Source organism: Mesorhizobium salmacidum (SeqCode) (genome assembly GCF_037179605.1).
Taxonomy (GTDB): Bacteria; Pseudomonadota; Alphaproteobacteria; order Rhizobiales; family Rhizobiaceae; genus Mesorhizobium; species Mesorhizobium salmacidum.
Map to the genome: position 1 here is coordinate 99574 of NZ_JAPYKS010000016.1, position 21725 is coordinate 121298.

The window sequence follows — 21725 nt, forward strand, 5'->3', positions numbered from 1 at the left end:
CATTGCGCCGGCCTGGGTGGCGGCGGATCCTCAACGGCGAATGGAGCAGAGCAGAAACCAACCGAATGTGTCAAAACTAAATCCGCCAGATCACAGTTTGACCACTGTGGAAAACGCCAATAGAAGGCTGGCTTCAGCCGGTTTCGATGCCGGGCAGGGCACTTTCCATGTCTCACAACACGTTTGGCCATCTTTTCCGCGTCACCACCTGGGGCGAGAGCCATGGCGCGGCGCTCGGCTGCGTGGTCGATGGCTGTCCGCCGGGTATCCGTTTCACGCGCGATGAAATCCAGGCCGAACTCGACAAGCGCCGACCCGGCCAGTCGCGCTTCGTCACCCAACGCCGCGAGCCGGACGAAGTGAAGATCCTCTCGGGCTTCGTCCTCGACGAGGACGGCGCGACGATGATCACCACCGGCACGCCGGTGTCGATGCTGATCGAGAATGTCGATCAGCGGTCGAAGGACTATGGTGAGATCGCCCGCCAGTTCCGGCCGGGCCATGCCGACTACACCTACGACGTCAAATACGGCATACGGGACTATCGCGGTGGCGGCCGCTCTTCCGCGCGCGAGACCGCGGCCAGGGTCGCCGCCGGCGCGCTCGCCCGCAAGGTGGTGCCGGGCATGGTGGTGCGCGGCGCGCTGGTGTCGATGGGCGAAAAGTCGATCGACCGCGCCAACTGGAACTGGAATTTCATCGGCGACGCGGAAAATCCGTTCTTCACCCCCGATCCCGCTTCCGTTTCTGTTTTCACGCAGTATCTCGACAGCATCCGCAAGGCCGGCTCCTCGGTCGGCGCGGTGATCGAGATCGTCGCTGACGGTGTGCCTCCTGGCCTCGGCGCGCCAATCTACGCCAAGCTCGACCAGGACATTGCCTCCGGCCTGATGTCGATCAACGCCGTCAAGGGCGTCGAGATCGGCAACGGCTTCGAGGCCGCCCGCATCACCGGTGAGCAGAACGCCGACGAGATGCGTATGGGCAATGACGGCAAGCCGGTGTTCCTGTCCAACAATGCCGGCGGCATACTCGGCGGCATCTCCACCGGCCAGGCGATCGTCGCGCGCTTTGCCGTGAAGCCGACGTCGTCGATCCTGACGCCGCGCAAATCGATCGACAAGGACGGCAACGACGTGGAGGTGATGACCAAGGGTCGCCACGACCCTTGCGTCGGCATCCGCGCCGTGCCGATCGGCGAGGCCATGGTTGCCTGCGCCATCGCCGACCACTATCTGCGGCACCGAGGACAGACAGGAAGGGGATAGGGAATAGGTGACTAAGCTTGGCTGCCACGCCGAAACGGCCAAATTTTCCTTTTCCCTACTCCCGCACTACCCTATTCCCCTACTCCCTGCGAGTGAAACGAGCGCTTTATGCCTTACGACCAGAAGAAAATCGTCGAAGCAATTCGAGCCTTCGAACGCGGCGAGATCGTCGTCGTCATGGACGATGACGGGCGTGAGAACGAGGGCGACCTGATTGTCGCCGCCGTCCACTGCACGCCGGAGAAGATGGCCTTCATCGTGCGCAACACGTCGGGCATCGTCTGTACGCCGATGCCGCGCGAGGAGGCCAAGCGGCTGAACCTCGCGCCGATGGTGGCCGACAATGATTCGGCCCACACGACCGCCTTCACCGTCAGCGTCGACTTCAAGCATGGCACCACGACAGGCATTTCAGCCGACGACCGCACGCTGACCGTTCGCAATCTTGCCAACGGCAATGTCGGCGCCTCCGATTTCGTCCGCCCTGGCCACATCTTTCCGCTCATCGCGCGCGAAGGCGGCGTGTTGATGCGCTCGGGTCACACCGAGGCCGCGGTCGACCTCTGCAAGCTCGCCGGCCTGCCGCCGATCGGCGTGATCTCGGAACTGGTCAATGATGACGGCACCGTCAAGCGCGGCCCGCAGGTCGCGGCCTTCGCCGAGGAGCACGGTCTCAAGCAGGTATCGGTCGCCGACCTCATCGCTTACCGGCAGCGCAAGGAAACGCTGGTCGAGCGCGTCGCCTGCTCCGACATCGAGACGCTGGGTGGCAAGGCGCAGGTCTTCACCTACACGCTGCCCTGGGACACGATGCATCACGTCGCCATCGTCTTCGGCGATATCCGCGATGGCGAGGACGTGCCGGTGCGACTGCATTCGGAGGATGTCGTAACCGACGTGTTCGGCACCAGCCACCGCCTCGACGGCATCATGAAGGCGATGGGCGAACGCAAGCGCGGTGTCATCGTCTATCTGCGCGAGGGCTCGGTCGGCGTCGCCCACCAGGAGCGCAACCGCCCGGCGCCGGGCGATCGCGAGGACCATGAAGAGGCGCGCCGGCGCGAGAGCGAATGGCGCGAGATCGGCCTTGGTGCGCAGATCCTGAAGGATCTCGGCATTTCCTCCATCAACCTGATCGCCTCGCGCGAACGCCATTATGTCGGTCTCGAAGGGTTTGGCATCCACATCGCCAAGACCGAGATTATCTGAGCTCAAGAAATCCTGGCTGTCACTCGGCCGGGATTGCCGCCTCGCATCCTTCCAACTCGCATTCGTGGGTGGCGAGGCTGCGCTGGCCGAGCAGCACCGTGACCAGTGCGATAACGCCCGATGCCACCGAAACCCAGAACCCGTTCTGGGCGCCGAACGCATCCACCACCGCGCCGGCGGCGAACGAACCGAGCGCCATGCCGATGCCAATGCCGGTGGTCACCCAGGTGATGCCTTCGGTCAGCATCGTCTCAGGCACATGCCGTTCGATCAGGCCGAAGGCGGTGATGAAGGTCGGCGAGATCGCCACGCCGCTGATGAAGACAGTCAGCGCGAGCACGGGCACGGTGCTGGCGGTAAGCGGCAGCAGTGTGCCGAGCGCGACCAACGCGACCGCGATGGCGAGCTGGCGCTGCAGCGGTGCTTTCAGGTTGAGCGCGCCGATGATGATGCCGAGCACGAAGGAGCCCAGCGCATAGACGCCGATGACGAGACTTGCGGCGCCTGGCTGGCCGAGTTCCTTGGTGATCGCCACCGTGCTCACCTCCGTCGTCGCGAAAGTCGCGCCGATGAAGATCATTGCGAAGGTGATGTTTTGAACCGGCCCCAGGCGGATAGCCGAACCGGTTGAGCCATGGTCCACCGGTCGCACCTGCGGTTCGGTCGAACGCTGCAGGATGAAGGCTGTCGAGCCCAGGGCTAGGAACAGCGTGCTGACGAGCACGCCCGCTTCCGGGAACAGCGCGGCGCTGAGACCAACCGACAGCGATGCGCCGGCGATGTAGACCAGTTCGTCGGCCGCCGACTCGAAGGCGAAGGCGGTGTTCATCTCGGGCCGGCCCCGGAAAATCTCGGTCCAGCGCGCGCGTACCATGGCCGGCATGCTTGGCATCGCCGCGGCCAGCAATGCCGACACGAATAGCGTCCATACCGGCCAGTCCTGATTGGCCGATGCGATCAGGGCCGCGAATGCGAGCACGGAGATGATGGTGGTGGGGACGACAACCCGCGTCTGGCCGAGGCGGTCGACCAACCTCGATATTTGCGGCGCCAGGAAAGCATTGGCCAAGGCGAATGTCGCCGAAACCGCACCCGCCAGCCAGTATTCGCCACGCGTCTGCGACAGCATCGCCACGATGCCGATCGGCGCCATGGCGATCGGCAGGCGCGCCATGAAGCCGGCGGCGGCAAAGCCCCTGGCGCCAGGAGCGCGAAAGATTTCCGAGTAGGGGTTTTGCATGATCCTGTTCCTCGACAAGGGGCGATTCGACAATTACATACGAGACGTATAAGTGTTAAATAAACCATACGTCGCGTATGTCAATTGGCATACGGAGCGTATGTAGATAAGGCCAGAGCATGCACCGACCCCGCAAGGAGATGATCGCCGAGACGCGTGCCAAGCTGATCGCCGCGGCGCGCCAAGCCTTTGGCACCATCGGTTATGCCGAAGCGTCTATGGACGATTTCACCGCATCGGCCGGACTGACGCGCGGCGCCCTCTATCATCACTTCGGCGATAAGAAGGGACTGCTGCAGGCGGTTATCGCGCAAATCGATGCGGAAATGGCCGCCCGGGTGAATGAGGTCGCGTCGAGGGCGCCGACCCGCTGGCAGCATTTCGTCGACGAATGCACGACCTACATCGAAATGGCGCTGGAGCCGGAAATCCAGCGCATCATGTTCCGGGACGGTCCGGCCGTGCTGGGCGATCCGGCACAGTGGTCGAATGCCAATGCCTGCGTCGGTTCAATGACCGATCATCTGACCGCGCTGCAAGAGGAGGGGGTGGTCGTGCCGGGCCTCGATCCCGAGACCGCGGCGCGGCTGATCAACGGGGCGAGCAGTCAGGCCGCGCAGCGGATCGCCAATTCGAACGATCCCGAAGCGACGTCGAGGAAGGTGGTGGCAGCGTTCAAGCAATTGCTCGAAGGCCTGCTCGAAAAGCCGGAAGCCCGGCCAAACTGAGCCACCGTGGCGCTCCCGCCACCGCCTGCAATTGACAATAAACGGTTTGGGCGCATCCTCCACGCCACCTCTGGGGGATTCGGGGCATGTGGGATTTCGATATCGGCAGGTCGGTGTCCATCATGATGCGGACCTGGCCTTTCATCGTCTTTCGTATGATCGTCTATTTCGGCATCACGCTGGCCTATATCATGGCCACCGGCACGGGCGCCTCGGTCGGCTATGGCGTCGGCCATATCTCCACCGATCCCGACGGGCCGTTGTCCTTTGCCATGTGGGGCGGCGTAGTTGGTTTCGGCCTCGTCTCGATCGCTGTCTACTGGATCCGCGAATACATCCTCTACGTCGTCAAGGCAGGCCATATCGCCGTCATGGTGCATCTGATCGACGGCCATGACGTACCCGACGGCCAGAACCAGATCGCCTACGCGAAAGAGGTTGTGACCGAGCGCTTTGCCGAAGCGAACATCCTTTTCGTCGTCGACCAGCTGGTCAAGGGCGCCATCCGCGCCATCACCGGCCTGCTGAGCGGCATTGCGGCTTTCCTGCCCATTCCGGGCCTGAGCGGCCTGGTCTCGTTCCTCAACACGGTGATCCGCCTGTCGCTGACCTATGTCGACGAGATCATTCTCGGCTACAACATCCGCATCAATTCGTCCTCACCCTTCGAGACCGCGCGGCAAGGCGTCGTGCTCTACGCCCAGAACGGCAAGATCATGGTCAAGAACGCCGTCTGGCTGGCCGTGATCATGTGGGGGGTCTCCTTCGTCATCTTCCTGCTGATGCTGGCCCCGGCAGCCGCCATTCTTTACGTCATGCCAGGACAGCTCGCCGGTTGGGCCTTCGTTCTGGCCATCGTCTTTGCCTGGGCCTTTAAGGCGGCGTTCATCGAGCCGTTCGCCATCGCCTGCCTGATGCAGGTCTATTTCAAGACCATCGAGGGTCAGGTGCCCGATGCCGCCTGGGACGCCAGGCTGGCCGATGCCTCGTCGAAGTTCCGGGAACTCAAGCGCAAGGCGCTCTCCACCTTCGACGGTTCGCGCTGGGGCACGGCCGGCGCGACACGCTGATCGGTTGGGCTGGCGGGCCCACCGGCGACAGTGCTGAAGCGGGCCACTGTCGATTTGAGCGGCGCTTCGCCTTGCCCACAAAAAGTCTCGCTCATGATCAGGTCGGGCAACGGCAGCCGTCGGCCCCAGCCATGCGTTTCGAGATCCGGTTTTGGCGCGAACTCCGAGACACGGCCGACGCAGAGATAGGCGATCGGCGTCACGTGATCGGGGATGGACAGCAGGCTCTTCAGCGCTTGCGCCTCGATGATGCTGACCCAGCCGACGCCGACTCCCTCGGCGCGTGCCGCCAGCCAAAAATTCTGCACCGCGCAGACCGTGCTGTAAAGATCCATTTCCGGATTGTGCCAGCGTCCCAGCGGCGAGGCTTTCGAGCGCTCGCGGTCGCAGGTGATGCAGATGTTCAATGCGCTTTCGCAGATGCCTTCGAGCTTGAGCTTGCGGTAAAGCGCCCGCCGGTCCGCCTCGATTGCCGGCAGTTCCTGTTCGCGCGCCGCCAAGAACAGATCGCGCACCTCCGCCCGTCGCGCGGCATCGCGGATGACGATGAAATTCCAAGGCTGCATGAAGCCGACTGACGGCGCGTGATGGGCGGCGAGCAAAAGCCGCGCCAGCACCTCGTCGTCGATCGTTTCCGATGTAAAATGGCTGCGGACGTCGCGCCGCGTGAACATGGCGCGGTAAACCGCGTCACGCGCTATCTGATCAAATCCATCGCCCATTGGAGCGGTCATAGCTTCCGGCATCGCTTGTCCCCTTGCGATTGCAGCAGTTCAAATTCTCAGAGCGTACTTTGTGCGTCCAGGAGGACGCGCGTCGCTCTGATATCATCCGCCTGACCATGCGGATGACGATGCCTGCCAGGCCGGTCTTCTGGCTCGGGATCAACCCGCGTCCGGTGCCTTCCCGTCATTGACAGTGGCACTTACCGGCGCGGTCCCCCTCACAGCGTTGGGCACGCCACGGTATCAAACCGTGTTCCCGATTCTCCCGCCAGAGCACTTGTAGCCAAGTGGAATCACTTGGCGTCGCAGAATGCGGCTAAAACAAACAGACCGGCGGGCACCAGGCAGTGGCGGCGACCTTACGCCGAAGCGCCGGCGACGCCAATGCCCGCAGCGACATGAATGGACGCAGCCGTGATTTTCCCCAGCGATCAAGCCGCAACGCATGGCCATCACGGCGCCGGGGCACTAGATAGGGGGACATGGCCACTCGTCTCTACACGCACCCGATCTTCCTCGAACACATCACCCCGCCAGGTCACCCCGAGCGGCCCGACCGCTTGCGCGCCATCGAGCGCGTGCTCGACGACGAAGCTTTTGCCGCGCTTGACCGCGTCGAGGCACCGCAAGGCGACGAGGCCACCATCCTCTACGCGCATCCCGCCGATTTCGTCGCGCGCGTGCGCGCTGCCATTCCCGATGAAGGCCTCGCCCGCATTGACGCCGACACCACTGCCAGCCCGAAGAGCTGGCAGGCGGTGATCACGGCGATCGGCGCCGCCAATGCCGCCGTCGACGACGTCTTTGCGGGCCGCGCCGACAATGTCTTCGTCGCCGCCCGGCCGCCTGGCCATCATGCTGAAAAGAACACGGCCATGGGCTTCTGCTTCTTCAACACTGCGGCTATCGCTGCCCGCTATGCGCAGAAGAAGCATGGCGCGGAGCGTGTCGCCGTCGTCGATTGGGACGTGCACCACGGCAACGGCACGCAGGATATTTTCTGGGACGATCCCTCGGTGCTCTATTGCTCGACGCACCAGATGCCGCTCTATCCCGGCACCGGCGCGAAGAACGAGACCGGCGCCGGCAACATCGTCAACGCGCCGCTGGCGCCGCAGACCGGCAGCGAGGTGTTTCGCGATGCTTTCCTGTCGCGCGTGCTGCCGGCACTCGACAATTTCGCGCCCGATTTGATCATCGTTTCGGCCGGCTTCGACGCCCACCATCGCGACCCGCTGGCGGAAATCAATCTGACCGAGGACGATTTCGACTGGGCGACCGGCCAGCTGATGCAGCGCGCCGCGCGCCATAGCGGCAACCGGCTCGTCAGCGTGCTCGAGGGCGGCTACGATCTGCACGGATTGGCATTTTCGGTCGCCGCCCATGTCGGGCGACTGATGAAAGGATGAATGATGACTGGTGAGATCAACGAAGACGTCAAGGCGATGAGCTTCGAGCAGGCACTCGACGCGCTGGAGAAGATCGTCGATGATCTGGAGCGTGGCGACGTGCCGCTCGACCAGTCGATCCGGATCTACGAGCGCGGCGAGGCGCTGAAGGTGCATTGCGACCGGTTGCTGAAGGCCGCCGAGGACAAGGTCGAGAAGATCAGGCTGTCGCGCGACGGCAAGCCGGTTGGAACCGAGCCGCTCGACGCGGACTGAGGTCCGGAGCAGGCTTACCGACTTTTGGACACGATCATGATTGAGGATACAACTCGTCCCGATTGAAACGGATAAGAGGAGATACGGAAGCGATGTGCAGAAACATCAAGACCCTGTTCAATTTTGATCCGCCGGCAACCAATGACGAAGTCCGCGACGCGGCACTCCAGTTTGTCCGCAAGCTCAGCGGAACGACGCGACCGTCGAAACAGAACCAGCATGCGTTCGATCATGCGGTCGAAGCCATCGCGGCATCCGCACGCGAATTGCTTGATTCCCTCGAAACCCACCAGCATCCGCGCAATCGCGAAGAGGTGGCAGCCAAACTGAGAGCAAAGGCGGCGATCCGGTTCGCCTGACATGTCCAAAGCGGCCACCGAGCGCTGACCAGGAGAGTTCATGAGCTTCTTCCCGGGGAAAGACCCTGAGGCCGGCGATGCCTTCGCCAGCGACCAGATCGAACTGATGGTCATCCCCAACGCCAAGGATATTGGCGGCTTCGAGGTGCGCCGCGCCTTGCCGACCGCCAAGAGAAGGCTGGTCGGGCCGTTCATTTTCTTCGATCGCATGGGCCCCGCGATCATGCGCGCCGGCCAGGCGCTCGATGTCCGTCCGCACCCGCATATCGGCCTGTCGACAGTGACCTATCTGTTCGATGGTAAGATCAGGCACCGCGATTCGCTCGGCACCGAAATGGTGATCGAACCCGGCGACGTGAACCTGATGACCGCGGGCCGTGGCATCGTCCACTCCGAGCGCACGCCGCAGGAATTGCGCGGCGCGCCGATGTCGATCTCCGGCCTGCAGACCTGGCTGGCTCTGCCGGACGGCAAGGAAGAGGTTGCACCGGTGTTCGAGAACACAGGGGCGCTGCGGCTTCCAGAGATCGATGCCGAAGGCGTCAGCGGCCGCGTCGTCATCGGTGACTTCCAAGGGTTGCGGTCCCCGGTGCGGGCAGATTCCGACACGCTCTACGCCGATTTGCGGCTGGGGCCCGGTGCCAGCGTCAAAATCCCGGCCGATGCGGAAGAGCGCGCCATCTACACGCTGGAGGGCGAAGTCTCGATTTCGGGCGACGTCTTTCCGGCCGAACGGCTGCTGGTGTTCCGGCCCGGCGACGAGATCGTCATATCGTCGCAAACCGGTGCGCATTTCATGCTGTTCGGCGGCGCCTCGCTCGGTTCGAAGCGCTACATCTGGTGGAATTTCGTCTCTTCGTCGAAGGAGCGCATCGAGCAGGCCAAGCAGGAATGGAAGACCGGCCGCTTCGATATCGTTCCTGGCGATGAGAAAGAGTTCATTCCGCTGCCGGAAGGCTGAGCGGAGCGGTGAGGGGCTGACCGTCCGCGTCACCGACACGCATTTACTTTCGCCGGCCGGCGGCCTATCCCGCCGATGAAAAGAGAGTCTGGTCCCAACGTGAACGCAACGCCGCATACGCCGCTTCTCGACAAGGTTCGCGTCCCGGCCGACCTGCGCACGCTGGCCGAGAGCGAATTGCCGCAACTGGCGTCCGAGCTGCGCGCCGAACTGGTCGATGCTGTCTCCCACACCGGCGGCCACCTTGGTGCCGGCCTTGGCGTGGTCGAACTGACGGTGGCGCTGCATTATGTCTTCAACACACCCGATGACCGGCTGATCTGGGATGTCGGCCACCAGGCCTATCCGCACAAGATCCTGACCGGACGCCGGGACCGCATCCGCACCCTGCGCCAGGAAGGGGGTTTGTCGGGCTTCACCCGCCGAGCCGAGAGCGAGTATGACCCGTTCGGCGCCGCCCACTCCTCGACGTCCATATCGGCTGGTCTCGGCATGGCCGCCGCCCGCGACCTTTCAGGCGGCCGCAACAATGTCATTTCAGTCATCGGCGACGGCGCAATGTCGGCCGGCATGGCCTATGAGGCGATGAACAATGCGGGCGCGCTCGATGCCCGCCTCATCGTCATCCTCAACGACAACGACATGTCGATTGCGCCGCCGACCGGCGCCATGAGCGCCTATCTGGCGCGCCTGGCTTCCGGCAAGGCCTATATCGGCTTGCGCGACTTTGGCAAGAAACTGACCTCCTATCTCGGCAAGCGGGCCGATCGAGCCATCACCCGCGCGGTCGAACATGCGCGCGGCTACGTCACCGGCGGCACTTTGTTCGAGGAACTCGGCTTCTATCACATCGGCCCGATCGACGGTCACAATCTGGAGCATCTGATCCCGGTCCTGAAAAATGTCCGCGACAACGGCAAGGGTCCGGTGCTGATCCATGTCGTCACCCAGAAGGGCAAGGGTTATGCGCCGGCGGAAGCGGCCGCCGACAAATACCATGGCGTCAATAAATTCGACGTCATCACCGGCGCGCAGGCCAAGGCGCCAGCCAACGCGCCGGCCTACACCAAGGTGTTCGCCGAAAGCCTGATCCAGGAGGGCCGCGAGGACGATCGCATCGTCGCCGTCACCGCCGCCATGCCGAGCGGCACCGGCCTCGATCTGTTCGGCGAGGTGTTCCCGTCGAGGACCTTCGATGTCGGCATCGCCGAGCAGCATGCGGTGACCTTCGCCGCCGGCCTGGCGACGGAAGGCTACAAGCCGTTCGCGGCGATCTATTCGACGTTCCTGCAGCGCGCCTACGATCAGGTCGTCCATGACGTCGCGATCCAGAAACTACCGGTGCGTTTCCCCATCGATCGCGCCGGCTTTGTCGGCGCCGATGGCGCCACCCATTGCGGCGCGTTCGACACCACCTTCCTGGCAAGCCTGCCCGGCTTTGTCGTGATGGCTGCCGCCGACGAAGCGGAGTTGCGCCACATGGTGCGCACCGCCGCCAGCTATGACGATGGGCCGATCGCCTTCCGCTATCCGCGCGGCAACGGGGTCGGCGTCGACATGCCCGAGCGCGGCTCGGTTCTCGAGATCGGCAAAGGCCGCATCGTCCGGGAAGGCAGCAAGGTTGCCCTGCTGTCCTTCGGCACGCGCTTGCAGGATTGCCTCATCGCCGGCGAGGAACTCGGCGCGGCCGGGCTTTCCACCACCGTTGCCGACGCCCGCTTCGCCAAGCCGCTCGACCAGGATTTGATCCGCCGGCTGGCCCGCTCGCATGAGGTGCTGGTGACGGTGGAGGAGGGCGCTATTGGAGGCTTCGCCAGCCATGTACTGCAGTTCCTTGCCCATGAAGGACTGCTGGAAAATGGCCTGAAGGTACGCCCGCTGGTACTGCCGGACGCCTTCACCGACCACGCCAAGCCGGAGAAGATGTATGCCGACGCCGGCCTCGACGCCGCCGGGATCGTGCGCACTGTTTTCACGGCCCTCGGCCATACGGTCCGCGCCCAGCGCGCCTGAATCAAAACCTGAACAGCTTGGATCAGTTTGCCGGCTTTATTTTGTAACGCGTTGTTAACGCTGCCGTTTGGCGTTTCACTTACTGTGTCCCTTGGCCGTTTTTCAACGGCACCCTGCTAGACCGGCGTCAGGCAGGGAGACAACAACAATGAAGACGCTTCTGTGCGGCGCGGCCTTCTTGGCCGTGATGGTCTTGCCGGCTGCGGCCGAAACACCCTACGACCGCAATCTCGAAAAGGCGGCGCTAGGCATTGTCGCCGGCAAGATTGGCGATATTCGCGGCGGCTTTTCCTACAAGCAGGTGCCGCAGCTTGTGGTGCTGCCGGACCCCGCACCTCCGTCCGGTGTTGTGACCGAACATCCAGGTGAACAGGCGTCGGGGAACCGGGACGATGGTCTGTCTCCCGCTGTCGAGCGCCAGGTTTTACGGACCATCTTTTAAAACCACATGTCGCGCACACAGCGGCCATCGCGGGGCAGATTGCCGTAAGTGTCGAGGCCATCGAAATGGTCGATCGGCAAGTCGGCGACGGCTTCGGGTGGTGCCAGCCGCACATTGACTGCGATCCGTATTCGGCCAGAATCGCTGGCGCACAAGCCGCGCCATGCCAGCACGCAGGCGCATATCGGGCAGAACAGGATTTCAAGTGACGGTGCGTCCTTGCCGGCGCGCGTATAGCTGGCCGTCCGCCCTGAAACGCGAATGCGTTCGTTGACATAATCATAGGCCCAGAGCGCGCCATAGCGGCGGCAAAGCGTGCAGTTGCAGGCCGTCACCGGGCCGGGATCGCCTTCCAGGGTCCAGTGGGCCGCGCCACAGTGGCAGGTTCCCGTCAGCATTCGTCCTCCGTGTTTGCGACAACAGGGGTCCTCCTCGACTGATATTCTGCCGGACCCGATGCGATGCGCGCAAGCCGCGGCTTGGCTCGCTGCACCAGCCGCTCTCGCAAGACGTCACCTTGTTCGGTGTAATGTTCTTGCCTTCACCGCAGGCTTTCGTCAGAGAAGGCCGATGAATTCGCCTCTGCCAGCCAGCACACGCCAGCGGCTCGACGACCTGCTCGTCCAGCGCGGGCTGTTCGCCAGCCGCTCGCGTGCCCGCGACGCGGTCGAGCGCGGCACGGTGACGGTTGACGGCGCCATTGCCCGCAAGCCCGGTCAGAACGTTTCGCCGCAATGCCTTGTTGTCATCGATGATCCGGCGCAAGGCTATGTCTCGCGCGCGGCGCTCAAACTTATCGGCGGACTGGACCATTTCGGCCTCGACCCCGCTGGCCGCGAAGCCCTCGACATCGGCGCCTCGACAGGCGGGTTCACCCAAGTGTTGCTCGAACGCGGCGCCTCCCATGTCACGGCAATCGATGTCGGGCACGGCCAGATGCATCCTGATGTCGGCGCTGATCCGCGCGTAACCGTGATCGAAGGCTTGAACGCACGCGATCTCACGGCCGCCGATCTTGCCGGTCGCAGTCCGGATTTCATCGTTTCCGACGTCAGTTTCATCTCGCTGAAACTTGCGCTGCCGCCGGCACTTGCTCTTGCCAAGTCCGGTGCCGGCGCGGTCTTTCTGGTCAAACCGCAATTCGAGGCGGGCCGCGAGGCGATCGGCAAAGGGGGTCTGTTGAAGGATCCTTTCGATGCCGCCCGGGTCGCGGGCCTGCTGCAGGATTGGCTGGATGCCGTTCCCGGCTGGCGTTCGCTCGGCCTGCATCTGTCGCCGATCGAAGGTGGGGACGGCAATCGCGAATTCCTGCTCGGTGGGGTCAAGGACCGATGAGCGCACGCTTCACAATACGAAAGCTCGGATCGCAGGGCGACGGTATCGCCGAAACCGAAAGCGGCGATCTGTTCATTCCCTTCACGCTGCCGGGCGAGACCGTCACCGCCGCGCGCGAAAGGGATCGTGCGGCGCTGATGGCGGTGCTGGAGGCCTCGCCGCTGCGCATCGAACCCGCCTGCCGCCACTTCACCGAATGCGGCGGTTGTGCCCTCCAGCATCTGGAAGCCGAAGCCTACCGACAGTGGAAGCGTGAAAAGGTGGTGCACGCATTGAAGGGCAAGGGCATCGAGTGCGAAATCGGAGAGTTGGTCGCCTGCGCACCGCAGGCGCGCCGCCGTGTGGTGCTTGCCGCCCGGCGCACCGAAACAGGCATGTTGCTCGGCTTCAATCGCCATCTGTCGCCGGAGATCATCTCCATATCCGAATGCCCGATCTCACTGCCCGAGATCGTCGCGGCACTCGGCCAGCTGAGGGCGCTGGCCGAATTGATATGCGCCACCACCAAATCATTCCGGATGGCGGTCACCGTTACGGGTTCCGGCCTCGACATCGCGGTGCATGAGTCCGGGAAGTTCGGCGAACACCAGCGCCGTATCGCCGCCAATTTTGTCATTGCGCAGGGCTTTGCCAGACTGTCCATCGATGACGAGATCGTCATTGAGCCAAGGAAGCCGGTCGTCATGTTCGGCAGCGTCGCGGTGGCGCTACCGCCGGGCGCCTTCCTGCAGGCGACCGAGGCAGCCGAACAGACCATGGCCGAGATCGTCGGCGGACATCTGAAGCGTGCAAAAAGGGTCGCCGACCTTTTTGCCGGTTGCGGCAGCTTCGCCTTGCGGTTGGCCGCGACGTCGGAAGTGCACGCGGTCGAAGGCGATGCGGCCGCACTTTCGGCGCTCGACCGGGGATCCCGCTTCGCGACAGGCATCAAGCGGGTGACGGGCGAGCGTCGCGACCTGTTTCGCCGGCCACTGACGTTCAAGGAGTTGAACGCCTTCGACGGCTTGGTCTTCGATCCGCCGCGCGCCGGTGCCGAGGACCAGTCGAAGCAGATCGCCCGCTCGGATGTTCCATTCATTGCCGCGGTGTCCTGCAACCCTGTAACGCTGGCTCGCGACCTGCGCATCCTCATCGACGGCGGCTACACCTTGAAAAGCGTGACGCCGATCGACCAGTTCCTGTGGTCGCCCCATGTCGAGGCCGTCGCGTTGCTGGGGAAGCCGAAGCGGCGGCGGTAGGTCACGACCGCCGGTTCGCAGGAAATTTCTGAAGCCTCTGTTCTTTCGACGAAATTGCGCCCTAAAGCCGCCTTTGTGCGGGCTTCTAATTTCGCATCTTTGGGAAACATTTCGGCCTATTCGTCGTTACTAATATGAATCGATGGCGATAGCGGACATGCAGACGCTTCAGAAATTCATCGGCCTCGTCGTCGCTCTTATCTTTTTCGCGGTCAGCTCCGCGACGGGGGCCCTCGCCCAAGGTGAAAAGCGCCTGGCGTTCGTCATCGGCAACGGCGCGTATCAGTCCGGCGAGCTCGCCACCGCCGCCAATGATGCGGGCCTGATCGCGCAGACCTTGCAGGCGGCCGGGTTCGATGTGGTCGGGGCGCGCGATGTTGATCAGGAATCGCTGCGTGGCGCATTGCGTGATTTCCTCGGCAAGGTCTCCGCCGCCGGTCCCGACGCGATTGTCTTCGTCTATCTCGCCGGCCACGGCGTGCAGTTCGAAGGCGAGAATTACTATTTGCCGATCGATGCCCAGATTGCCAGTCCAGCCGACGTGCCGCTTCAGGCGATGCGGCTCTCCGATGTCACCAAGTCGCTGGCCGGATTGCCGACGAAGGTCAACATCGTCGTGCTCGACGCGGCGCGGCCAAATCCCTTCCCGAAGTGGAAAGAGCCGCTGGCCGGCGGCCTTGCGTTGGTCGATCCCGATCCGAACATGCTGATTGCCTTCAACGCCGCTCCCGGAACGGTCGCGCCCGAAGGCAAAGGCCCCTACGGCGCCTATGCCCAGGCGCTGGCCGAGATGATACGCGCGGGTGGATTGTCGCTTGACGACGTGTTCGACCGCACACGACTGCGCGTCAACGAGGTGACGCAAGGTGCGGAAGTGCCGTGGAATGCCTCGAGAATCACCACGCCGTTCGTCTTCTTCGACCGTGCCGCGGACGCCCCCGCGCCCAAGGTTTCGGAGGCCGAATCCCGGTCCAATCGGACCAGGGCGATCCGCGACTTCAACGCTCATGACGCCTATGTCGCGGCTCTCGACCGCGACACGATGCGCGGCTACGAGGATTTCCTCGGCGCTTATCCACACGATCCGATGGCCAAGCGCGTGCGCGCCATCGTCGCCGCGCGCCGCGAGGCGATGACGTGGCGCGAGACCTGGCTGCAGGACACGCCGGAAGCCTATTGGTCTTATCTGCGGCGCTATCCGCATGGTCCGCATGCCTGGGACGCGCGCCGGCGGCTCGAACATTTCGATGCGGCCCTGGAGCCGCCGGAGGAATTCACCGTCTATGAGTATGATTTGCCGCCGCCGCCGGAGGAGGAAATCGTCTACGTCGACAGGCCGGTGCTCTATTTCGACGATCCCGATTTCGACTTCGAACCGCCACCGCCGATCGCGGTGATCTTCCTGCCGCCGCCGCCGCCGGATTTCGTCGTGCTGGTGGCGCCGCCGCCGCCGGTCGACGTCTTCGTCCTGCCAACGCCGGTGTTCGTGCCGATACCTGCGTTCATCAACCCGCCGCGTCACATCGTGCCGCCGCCGAACGACATCATCTTCAACAACATCCACAACACGACCGTCATCAACAACATCAACACGACGATCAAAAACGAGACCATCAATCACAATGCTCAGGGTGGCCTCACTTCAGGCCAGAAGACGGCCGGAGGCTCGGTTGGGGCCGGCTCGGCTGCACTGGCGGCCAGGGTCGCGCTGCCGCCGCTGCTGAAAAAGAGAGCGGCCATGTCCGGTCAGACTCCGTTCAGTCAGCAACAGGGTAGCTTGCCGCCGAAGCCTGGCCAGCGTGTGATACAGGGCCAGCAGCCTGGTACCGCGACTCCGCTGTCGAAGGACTTGTCGACCGGTAAGCTTGAAACCGACCACGCCCTGCCAGGAGCCAACGGTAAAAAACTGCCGCTCGTCAACGGTAAGCCGGCGCTGAACGGTGAGAATTTGCCCAGCAATAAGTCCAGGAAGCAGCTTGGCAAGCAAGGCATCGTGGGCGGCAACCAAGAGGCGACCGGAAATGCCGGTGCTGCTGTTACCGGAGAGCAGGGCACGGCTCAGCAGAAGGGCAAGAAGTTCCGCAAGCCGCCGACCGTCAACGGTGCTCCGGCCGAGAACAGGCTGAGTGCCGAGGAGAGGTTCAGGAAAAACAATCCGAACGCCTTCTCCGACCAGAACACCGGCAAACCGAAAAAGCTGACGCGCAGGGACTTGTCCGCCGGCCGGTCCGCTGTCGAACCGAACGATCAGGGCCTGGCCAGTGGAAAGGACAAGGGCAGGAAGTTGCGCAAGGTGCCGACCGTCAACGGTGCGCCGGCCGAAAATCGGCCTGGCGTGCAGGAGCGGCTCAGGAAGAACAATCCGGAGGTGTTCTCCAGCCAGGATCAAGGCCCGGCCAGCGGAAACGACAAGAGCAGGAAGTTCCGCAGACTGCCGACCGTCAACGGTGAGCCAACCGACAACGGATCGGGCGTGCAGAAACGGTTCAGGAGGAACAATCCGGCCGTGTTCTCCGACGAGAATCAGGGCTCCGCCAGCAGGAACGACAGGGGCAGGACGTTGCGCCGGCTGCAGAACAGCGAACAGGGCGCCGCCGGCCCGGAGGTTAACGTCCAGCGCAACCTCAAGATCAGGCCGAACGAGAATGCGCAGCGTCAGTTGAGACTGGAAAGGCCTAACGAGCAGGTGCTCCGGCCGCAGAGATCGGAGCCGAAGCCGGAATTCCGCGCGCAGCCGAGACAGCAGATGCAAGAGCGGCGTCTCCCGCAGGAGCAGCCGCCACAGCAGGTCAAGAAGAAGCCGTCTTGCGGACAGCAGGGCGAACCGGCCTGCAACAACCAGTAAGCTGTCGCGGCCGGGGTCACCTTCCCGTCGCCGGGCGCACATCCCACCCGTGACCTTGCGAGAGAGGGTAGCGCTGGTTTGTGGCGCGTCAGCCCGTCAAAGGCGGTTCGCTTCCGGCCGCTCAAACTACGAGCTTGGCGGCATCCGTCAGGTTTTTGGCGCGCCGCCTCGCTGGTTGAGCGAAACCCAGATGTTCGGGTTCTGTTGCGATTGGCGTTTCAAGAAATAATAGCCGGTTGCATTCCAGGGGCGGATTTCGTCGACCATATTGTCCAGGATGAGATCGCCCTTGTCGGTCTTCACCGTCAGGATGGTGTGACCCTCATTGTTCAGGTCGCGCACCACCGTCATCAGCAGCGCCTGCCGGGGAAATCCCGCCTCCCGAAGAAGCTTGCGCTTGTAGAGCGCGTAGATCTTGCAGTCGCCCTTGCCGTCCACCGGATAGTCCCAGTGGTCCATCGTCGTGCCCCAGTGATCGTAGTTGCTGACGGGCTTGATGGAGCGGTTCGCCTTTTGGTTTATCCGTTTGAGGATGCTCAGGTTCTGCGCTGTCAGCCTGACGCTCGTGGCGGGCAGGGCCGGCACCTTGCACTCTTTCGGCCGACGATGGCAGAAATCGACCCAGCCATACGGAACGCTGGTGCGTCCCCCGACCGCGACTGAGTTTGCACCGGCCGCGGGTTGCGTCGATGTTCGCTTGAACCATGTCGACTGCGCCGCCGCCGGACTGACACAGAGCGACGCAACTCAACCAACGAAACGACGCCAAAGAGGAAGGAAGAGGTCAGGACGTGAGGAAAACGCAGCACTGCCAACACCACCACAACGAGAAGACTGGCGACAAGCTAATGCGCAAACGCCAGTTCGGGCAATTGAACAATTAATAATATCCTAACACGATTGTGTTTCGCATAAGGCAGAGGTTGCCGCGCCGTAGGTTGGCATCAATCGCGAGCATGGCCCTGCTGCGCTTCGGCACGTACACCCGGGTCCATATCCTCCAATGTTTTTGGCCTGCCGGCGTGCTGCAGGATTCCAAATACGTCCTGCGGCCGCGCGTCGGAGAAGGCCGGCATCGGTTTCAGATGGACGTCCTCTGGCGCGCTCCCGGATTTGGACACGATGGCTGCACGCCCGGAAAATATCGCTGGCAGGCAATGATTCCAGAACGCCCCGACGCCTCAAACCCTCGTGCCGCCGACTGTCATCTGGTTCATCCTCAGATGCGGCTGGCCGACGCCGACGGGCACGCCCTGGCCGGCCTTGCCGCACATGCCGATGCCATTGTCGAGCTTCATGTCGTTGCCGACCATCGTGACGCGGTGCATGGCGTCAGGGCCGTTGCCGATCAGCATGGCGCCCTTGATCGGCTGCGTCACCTTGCCGTTCTCGATCATGTAGGCCTCGGTGCAGCCGAACACGAATTTGCCCGACGTGATGTCGACCTGACCGCCGCCGAAGGAGACGGCATAGATGCCGTTCTTGACGGAAGCGATGATCTCGTCCGGCCCCATGTCGCCTGAGGTCATGTAGGTGTTGGTCATGCGCGGCATCGGCTGGTGCGCATAGCCTTCGCGCCGGCCATTGCCGGTGGCTTTCATGCCCATCAGCCGCGCGTTCTGCCGATCCTGCATGTAGCCGACCAGCTTGCCGTCCTCGATCAAAACGTTGCGGGCCGAAGGTGTGCCTTCATCGTCGACGGTGAGCGACCCGCGCCGTTCGGGGATGGTGCCGTCGTCAACGACGGTGACGCCCTTGGCGGCGACCTGCTGGCCCATCAGGCCGGCGAAGGCCGAGGTCTTCTTGCGGTTGAAGTCGCCTTCCAGTCCGTGCCCGACGGCTTCGTGAAGCATCACGCCCGGCCAGCCGCTGGACAGCACGATGTCGAAAGTGCCGGCCGGTGCCGGGATCGCCTCCAAATTGACCAGCGCCTGCCGGAGCGCCTCCCTGGCGGCGTGCTTCCAGCTATCCTCGACGAGGAAGTCGCCGAACGCCTTGCGGCCGCCCATGCCATAGGAGCCGCTCTCCTGGCGGTCGCCATCGCCGACGACGACCGAGACGTTGACGCGGACCAGCGGCCTGATATCGCGCACCACCTGGCCGTCGGCACGAACGATCTCGACATGCTGCCAGGATGCGGCGATCGAGGCCGTCACCTGGCGCACGCGTGGATCCTCGGCGCGCAGCCAGGCGTCGATTTCCTGGAGCAGCTTCCCCTTGGCCTCGAATGAAGGCGAGGGGATCGGGTTCTCGTCGCCATAGAGATGGCGGTTGGTGCGGGCGGGGGCTGCGGCAAGCGTACCGGAATAGCCACCCTTGACGGTCGACACGGCTTCGGCCGCGCGTAGCAGCGATGCCTCGGACAGATCGCTGGAATGGGCGTAGCCGCTGGCTTCGCCCGCGACCGCGCGCAGACCAAAGCCCTGGTCGGTGTTGAAATTGGCGGTCTTGAGCCGGCCGTTGTCGAACATCAGCGCTTCGCTTTCGCTGTATTCGAGGAAAAGCTCGCCGTCGTCGGCCCCCTTGATGGTGTCGGCGACGATCTGCTTGATGCGGTCGTCTGAAATGTCGAATTGGCCGATCAGGCTGTTCATGGCGCGTCCGTCCGTGGGATGATTGCTTTTCCCCGATGTAGGCGTGAAGCCGCGCCCGCACAATCGGCAATGAAGATCAGTGCCGACGAATGACATCGTCGGGTTGATGCAAGCCATGCTTCTAGGGCGGCAAAAGCCTCGTCCAGGTCTGGTTCAGCGCAGAGCCGCGATCAGGGCAGGGCGGCAAAGCCGTCGGCGAAACCCTTGAGGTCGACCGGGATGCCGATGCCTTCCTCAGGCGTCTGGAAGACGATGAACGTTGCCGACGTGCCGGTCTTCAGCGTGTCGAGCAGCGGCTTTTCGAGAATGACCTCGGCGTAGCAGCCGTCCTGGAAGCAGCGCACGAAATAGGCGCGGCCGATGTCCTTGCCGTCGACGTTGAGGCCGAGCCCGTTCGGCAACAGCACGCCGAGCGGCGCCAGCACGCGCAGGATCTCGGCCTTGTTGTCGGCGGTGCGCAGCACGACGACCGAAAGCCCCATCTCCGGACGGTCCTCGGCGACGACGTTCTGCATCATCACGCATTGTTCCGCGGTGGCGCCGGCCGGCGTGTCGCAGATGATCGACCAGGCGCCATGCGTCGAGCGCACCGTGCCGCTCGGCTGGGCGGCATTGGCCTGACCGGCGACGAACAGGCCGGCCGCGGACAGGACGGCGAGAAACACGGCGTTCGCCAAGGTTCTCGAAAGTCCCGGTCGCGTATGCCTCAGTCTCGAAAGCCAAGAGTTCATGACGGCTCCATTGCGAATCACGGCACTTTAAGCCGCGCCAATACCAAGTAAAGGACGAGACCGCGGCCGGACTGTCCCGAAACAGGCAATACAGCGCTTTTCCCTGCCAAATTCGCCTGAATTACGACGCTTTGCGGGCGCCGCCAGCATAGGGCGGACAGACCGCCGAACATACTCGATTCGCTACCATGGCCATTGCCCTGGAGGAGCTATGTCAGCTTGCGCGCAAAAATGCCGCACGGTTTCGACCGCTCCTTTCTTGCGGAGGGAAAAAGAGTATGGTTTGAACCAGCTTGAGACTGTCGGGATTCCCGTCCCGGCATTGTTCGTTATTCTCGTTGGCATCGCCGCGAGGAACTGGGAGACGAAGAGGGCGATGAGAAATTTCCTAGCTAGCGCCAGGTTTCTAGCAAGTGCCAAGTTTCTAAGTGCTTGTGCCGCTGCCACGATTTTTGCAGGCACATCCGCCCATGCCGATCAGCCCGTGGAGTGGGAGACCACCTTCCAGGCGCCCGCGACCGACATGATGCGGCAGATCGAGTGGTTCGGAAACTACACGATGTGGTTCATCGTTCCGATCACCATTCTGGTGCTGCTTCTCCTCGCCTACTGCATCGTGAGGTTCCGCGCGAGCGCCAACCCGGTTCCCTCCAACACCAGCCACAACACGCTGATCGAGGTGATCTGGACCGTCGGCCCGGTCGTCGTCCTGCTCTGTCTCGCCATTCCCTCGTTCCAGCTCTTGACCGCGCAGTACACTCCGCCGGAAGAGGCCAAGCTGACGGTCAAGGCGACCGGCAACCAGTGGAACTGGGATTACGAATACCAGACCGACAACACGCTCGCCTTCAACTCCGCGATCCTCCAGGACGGTGACCGCGCCGCCGCCGGCAAGGAGGACCGCAAGGCCTATCCGCGCCTGCTCGCTGTCGACAATGAGCTGGTGGTGCCGGTCAACACGATGACCCGCGTGCTCGTCACCGCGACCGACGTGATCCACTCCTTCGCCATGCCGTCCTTCGGCATCAAGATCGACGCCGTTCCGGGCCGCACCAACGAGACCTGGTTCAAGGCGGAGAAGGAAGGCCTGTATTATGGTCAGTGCTCGCAGCTCTGCGGCAAGGACCACGCCTTCATGCCGATCGCCATCCGTGTTGTCTCGGATGCGCAGTTCAAGACCTGGCTGGCGGCAGCCAAGACCAATCTGCCGGGCGCCAACAAGACGCTCATGGCCGAGGTCGACGGCCAGAACAAGGTAGCGGCCGCCGGCAATTGATGTCGCGGGTTAGCAAGATTTAGGGAA

At 63.3% G+C, this 21725-nt stretch carries 18 protein-coding genes, 2 pseudogenes and 1 riboswitch; of the genes and pseudogenes, 14 read left to right on the forward strand and 6 right to left on the reverse strand.

Annotation, left to right across the window (positions count from 1 at the left end; genetic code table 11):
• Positions 1–167 precede the first annotated feature (167 nt).
• Both aroC and ribB read left to right on the forward strand, forming a co-directional pair.
• On the forward strand, positions 168–1268 hold the full coding sequence (aroC, locus tag O7A60_RS21415; RefSeq protein WP_337107903.1) for a chorismate synthase: 1101 nt from the start codon (positions 168–170) through the stop codon (positions 1266–1268).
• Between the two features lie 108 nt (positions 1269–1376).
• Positions 1377–2477, forward strand: coding sequence for a 3,4-dihydroxy-2-butanone-4-phosphate synthase (gene ribB / locus O7A60_RS21420; RefSeq protein WP_027142339.1), 1101 nt, complete (start codon positions 1377–1379; stop codon positions 2475–2477).
• Positions 2478–2496: 19 nt separating this feature from the next.
• Here ribB and O7A60_RS21425 read toward each other — a convergent pair whose 3' ends face one another.
• Positions 2497–3717 carry an MFS transporter gene (locus O7A60_RS21425; RefSeq protein ID WP_337107904.1) on the reverse strand — a complete coding sequence of 407 codons (1221 nt, stop codon included), beginning with the start codon at positions 3715–3717 and terminating at the stop codon, positions 2497–2499.
• Between the two features lie 119 nt (positions 3718–3836).
• Here O7A60_RS21425 and O7A60_RS21430 point away from each other — a divergent pair, with 119 nt between their 5' ends.
• The gene (locus tag O7A60_RS21430; protein WP_140507820.1) at positions 3837–4445 is read left to right on the forward strand and encodes a TetR/AcrR family transcriptional regulator; all 609 of its coding nucleotides are present in this window, start codon (positions 3837–3839) and stop codon (positions 4443–4445) included.
• Positions 4446–4531: 86 nt separating this feature from the next.
• Positions 4532–5515, forward strand: a complete 984-nt coding sequence (locus O7A60_RS21435) for a hypothetical protein (protein WP_337107905.1) — start codon at positions 4532–4534, stop codon at positions 5513–5515.
• An 86-nt stretch (positions 5516–5601) separates the two neighbouring features.
• On the opposite strand, the pseudogene bluB reads toward O7A60_RS21435, so the two are convergent.
• Positions 5602–6261, reverse strand: a pseudogene (bluB, locus tag O7A60_RS21440) (5,6-dimethylbenzimidazole synthase); the annotation flags it as partial.
• Positions 6262–6360: 99 nt separating this feature from the next.
• Positions 6361–6536: riboswitch (cobalamin riboswitch) on the reverse strand.
• Between the two features lie 186 nt (positions 6537–6722).
• Between bluB and O7A60_RS21445 the strand changes: the two are divergent.
• The 6 genes from O7A60_RS21445 (at position 6723) to O7A60_RS21470 (ending at position 11679) form a co-directional block, all read left to right on the forward strand.
• Entirely contained in the window at positions 6723–7649 is a 927-nt protein-coding gene (locus tag O7A60_RS21445) for a histone deacetylase family protein (protein WP_337107906.1), read from the forward strand.
• 3 nt (positions 7650–7652) lie between these two features.
• Positions 7653–7904 (forward strand): exodeoxyribonuclease VII small subunit, encoded by a 252-nt coding sequence (locus O7A60_RS21450; protein ID WP_015318808.1) that lies wholly within the window; start codon positions 7653–7655, stop codon positions 7902–7904.
• Positions 7905–7996: 92 nt separating this feature from the next.
• Positions 7997–8263: a DUF2277 domain-containing protein gene (locus O7A60_RS21455; protein WP_027035955.1), complete on the forward strand. Its 267-nt coding sequence runs from the start codon at positions 7997–7999 to the stop codon at positions 8261–8263.
• A 40-nt stretch (positions 8264–8303) separates the two neighbouring features.
• Entirely contained in the window at positions 8304–9224 is a 921-nt protein-coding gene (locus tag O7A60_RS21460) for a pirin family protein (protein WP_337107907.1), read from the forward strand.
• A 75-nt stretch (positions 9225–9299) separates the two neighbouring features.
• Positions 9300–11237 carry a 1-deoxy-D-xylulose-5-phosphate synthase gene (gene dxs, locus O7A60_RS21465; RefSeq protein ID WP_337107908.1) on the forward strand — a complete coding sequence of 646 codons (1938 nt, stop codon included), beginning with the start codon at positions 9300–9302 and terminating at the stop codon, positions 11235–11237.
• A gap of 148 nt (positions 11238–11385) precedes the next feature.
• Positions 11386–11679: a hypothetical protein gene (locus tag O7A60_RS21470; protein ID WP_337107909.1), complete on the forward strand. Its 294-nt coding sequence runs from the start codon at positions 11386–11388 to the stop codon at positions 11677–11679.
• On the opposite strand, the gene O7A60_RS21475 is transcribed toward O7A60_RS21470, so the two are convergent.
• Positions 11676–12077 carry a GFA family protein gene (locus tag O7A60_RS21475; protein WP_337107910.1) on the reverse strand — a complete coding sequence of 134 codons (402 nt, stop codon included), beginning with the start codon at positions 12075–12077 and terminating at the stop codon, positions 11676–11678. The two genes, O7A60_RS21470 and O7A60_RS21475, sit on opposite strands and share 4 nt — an antisense overlap.
• Before the next feature lie 172 nt (positions 12078–12249).
• Here O7A60_RS21475 and O7A60_RS21480 point away from each other — a divergent pair, with 172 nt between their 5' ends.
• From O7A60_RS21480 to O7A60_RS21490, 3 genes are all read left to right on the forward strand, one after another.
• The gene (locus O7A60_RS21480; protein WP_027142349.1) at positions 12250–13014 is read left to right on the forward strand and encodes a TlyA family RNA methyltransferase; all 765 of its coding nucleotides are present in this window, start codon (positions 12250–12252) and stop codon (positions 13012–13014) included.
• A complete protein-coding gene (locus O7A60_RS21485) occupies positions 13011–14252 on the forward strand; it encodes a class I SAM-dependent RNA methyltransferase (protein WP_337107911.1) in 1242 nt (413 codons plus the stop codon). The genes O7A60_RS21480 and O7A60_RS21485 overlap by 4 nt, the downstream gene beginning before the upstream one ends.
• Before the next feature lie 157 nt (positions 14253–14409).
• Complete coding sequence (locus tag O7A60_RS21490) at positions 14410–17097, forward strand: caspase family protein (RefSeq protein WP_337107912.1); 2688 nt, start codon at positions 14410–14412, stop codon at positions 17095–17097.
• 147 nt (positions 17098–17244) lie between these two features.
• Here O7A60_RS21490 and O7A60_RS21495 read toward each other — a convergent pair.
• The 3 genes and pseudogenes from O7A60_RS21495 to O7A60_RS21505 all read right to left on the reverse strand — a co-directional run.
• Positions 17245–17688 (reverse strand): annotated as a pseudogene (locus O7A60_RS21495) (transglutaminase-like cysteine peptidase); the annotation flags it as partial.
• Between the two features lie 590 nt (positions 17689–18278).
• Positions 18279–19691 carry a metalloprotease TldD gene (gene tldD / locus O7A60_RS21500; RefSeq protein ID WP_337107913.1) on the reverse strand — a complete coding sequence of 471 codons (1413 nt, stop codon included), beginning with the start codon at positions 19689–19691 and terminating at the stop codon, positions 18279–18281.
• A gap of 170 nt (positions 19692–19861) precedes the next feature.
• Positions 19862–20422 carry an invasion associated locus B family protein gene (locus tag O7A60_RS21505; protein ID WP_337107914.1) on the reverse strand — a complete coding sequence of 187 codons (561 nt, stop codon included), beginning with the start codon at positions 20420–20422 and terminating at the stop codon, positions 19862–19864.
• Positions 20423–20681: 259 nt separating this feature from the next.
• On the opposite strand from O7A60_RS21505, the gene coxB reads away from it, so the two are divergent.
• Complete coding sequence (gene coxB / locus O7A60_RS21510) at positions 20682–21698, forward strand: cytochrome c oxidase subunit II (protein ID WP_337107915.1); 1017 nt, start codon at positions 20682–20684, stop codon at positions 21696–21698.
• Positions 21699–21725 lie beyond the last annotated feature (27 nt).

What these genes read in the sequence shown, in the direction of transcription:
- aroC (WP_337107903.1), top strand. Translation starts at nt 168, where the DNA reads ATGTCTCACAACACGTTTGGCCATCTTTTCCGCGTCACCACCTGGGGC.
- ribB (WP_027142339.1), top strand. Translation starts at nt 1,377, where the DNA reads ATGCCTTACGACCAGAAGAAAATCGTCGAAGCAATTCGAGCCTTCGAA.
- O7A60_RS21450 (WP_015318808.1), top strand. Translation starts at nt 7,653, where the DNA reads ATGACTGGTGAGATCAACGAAGACGTCAAGGCGATGAGCTTCGAGCAG.
- O7A60_RS21485 (WP_337107911.1), top strand. Translation starts at nt 13,011, where the DNA reads ATGAGCGCACGCTTCACAATACGAAAGCTCGGATCGCAGGGCGACGGT.
- O7A60_RS21425 (WP_337107904.1), bottom strand. Translation starts at nt 3,717, where the DNA reads ATGCAAAACCCCTACTCGGAAATCTTTCGCGCTCCTGGCGCCAGGGGC.
- O7A60_RS21470 (WP_337107909.1), top strand. Translation starts at nt 11,386, where the DNA reads ATGAAGACGCTTCTGTGCGGCGCGGCCTTCTTGGCCGTGATGGTCTTG.
- O7A60_RS21430 (WP_140507820.1), top strand. Translation starts at nt 3,837, where the DNA reads ATGCACCGACCCCGCAAGGAGATGATCGCCGAGACGCGTGCCAAGCTG.
- dxs (WP_337107908.1), top strand. Translation starts at nt 9,300, where the DNA reads ATGAAAAGAGAGTCTGGTCCCAACGTGAACGCAACGCCGCATACGCCG.
- O7A60_RS21480 (WP_027142349.1), top strand. Translation starts at nt 12,250, where the DNA reads ATGAATTCGCCTCTGCCAGCCAGCACACGCCAGCGGCTCGACGACCTG.
- O7A60_RS21460 (WP_337107907.1), top strand. Translation starts at nt 8,304, where the DNA reads ATGAGCTTCTTCCCGGGGAAAGACCCTGAGGCCGGCGATGCCTTCGCC.
- O7A60_RS21455 (WP_027035955.1), top strand. Translation starts at nt 7,997, where the DNA reads ATGTGCAGAAACATCAAGACCCTGTTCAATTTTGATCCGCCGGCAACC.
- O7A60_RS21490 (WP_337107912.1), top strand. Translation starts at nt 14,410, where the DNA reads ATGCAGACGCTTCAGAAATTCATCGGCCTCGTCGTCGCTCTTATCTTT.
- O7A60_RS21435 (WP_337107905.1), top strand. Translation starts at nt 4,532, where the DNA reads ATGTGGGATTTCGATATCGGCAGGTCGGTGTCCATCATGATGCGGACC.
- tldD (WP_337107913.1), bottom strand. Translation starts at nt 19,691, where the DNA reads ATGAACAGCCTGATCGGCCAATTCGACATTTCAGACGACCGCATCAAG.
- O7A60_RS21505 (WP_337107914.1), bottom strand. Translation starts at nt 20,422, where the DNA reads ATGAACTCTTGGCTTTCGAGACTGAGGCATACGCGACCGGGACTTTCG.
- O7A60_RS21445 (WP_337107906.1), top strand. Translation starts at nt 6,723, where the DNA reads ATGGCCACTCGTCTCTACACGCACCCGATCTTCCTCGAACACATCACC.
- O7A60_RS21475 (WP_337107910.1), bottom strand. Translation starts at nt 12,077, where the DNA reads ATGCTGACGGGAACCTGCCACTGTGGCGCGGCCCACTGGACCCTGGAA.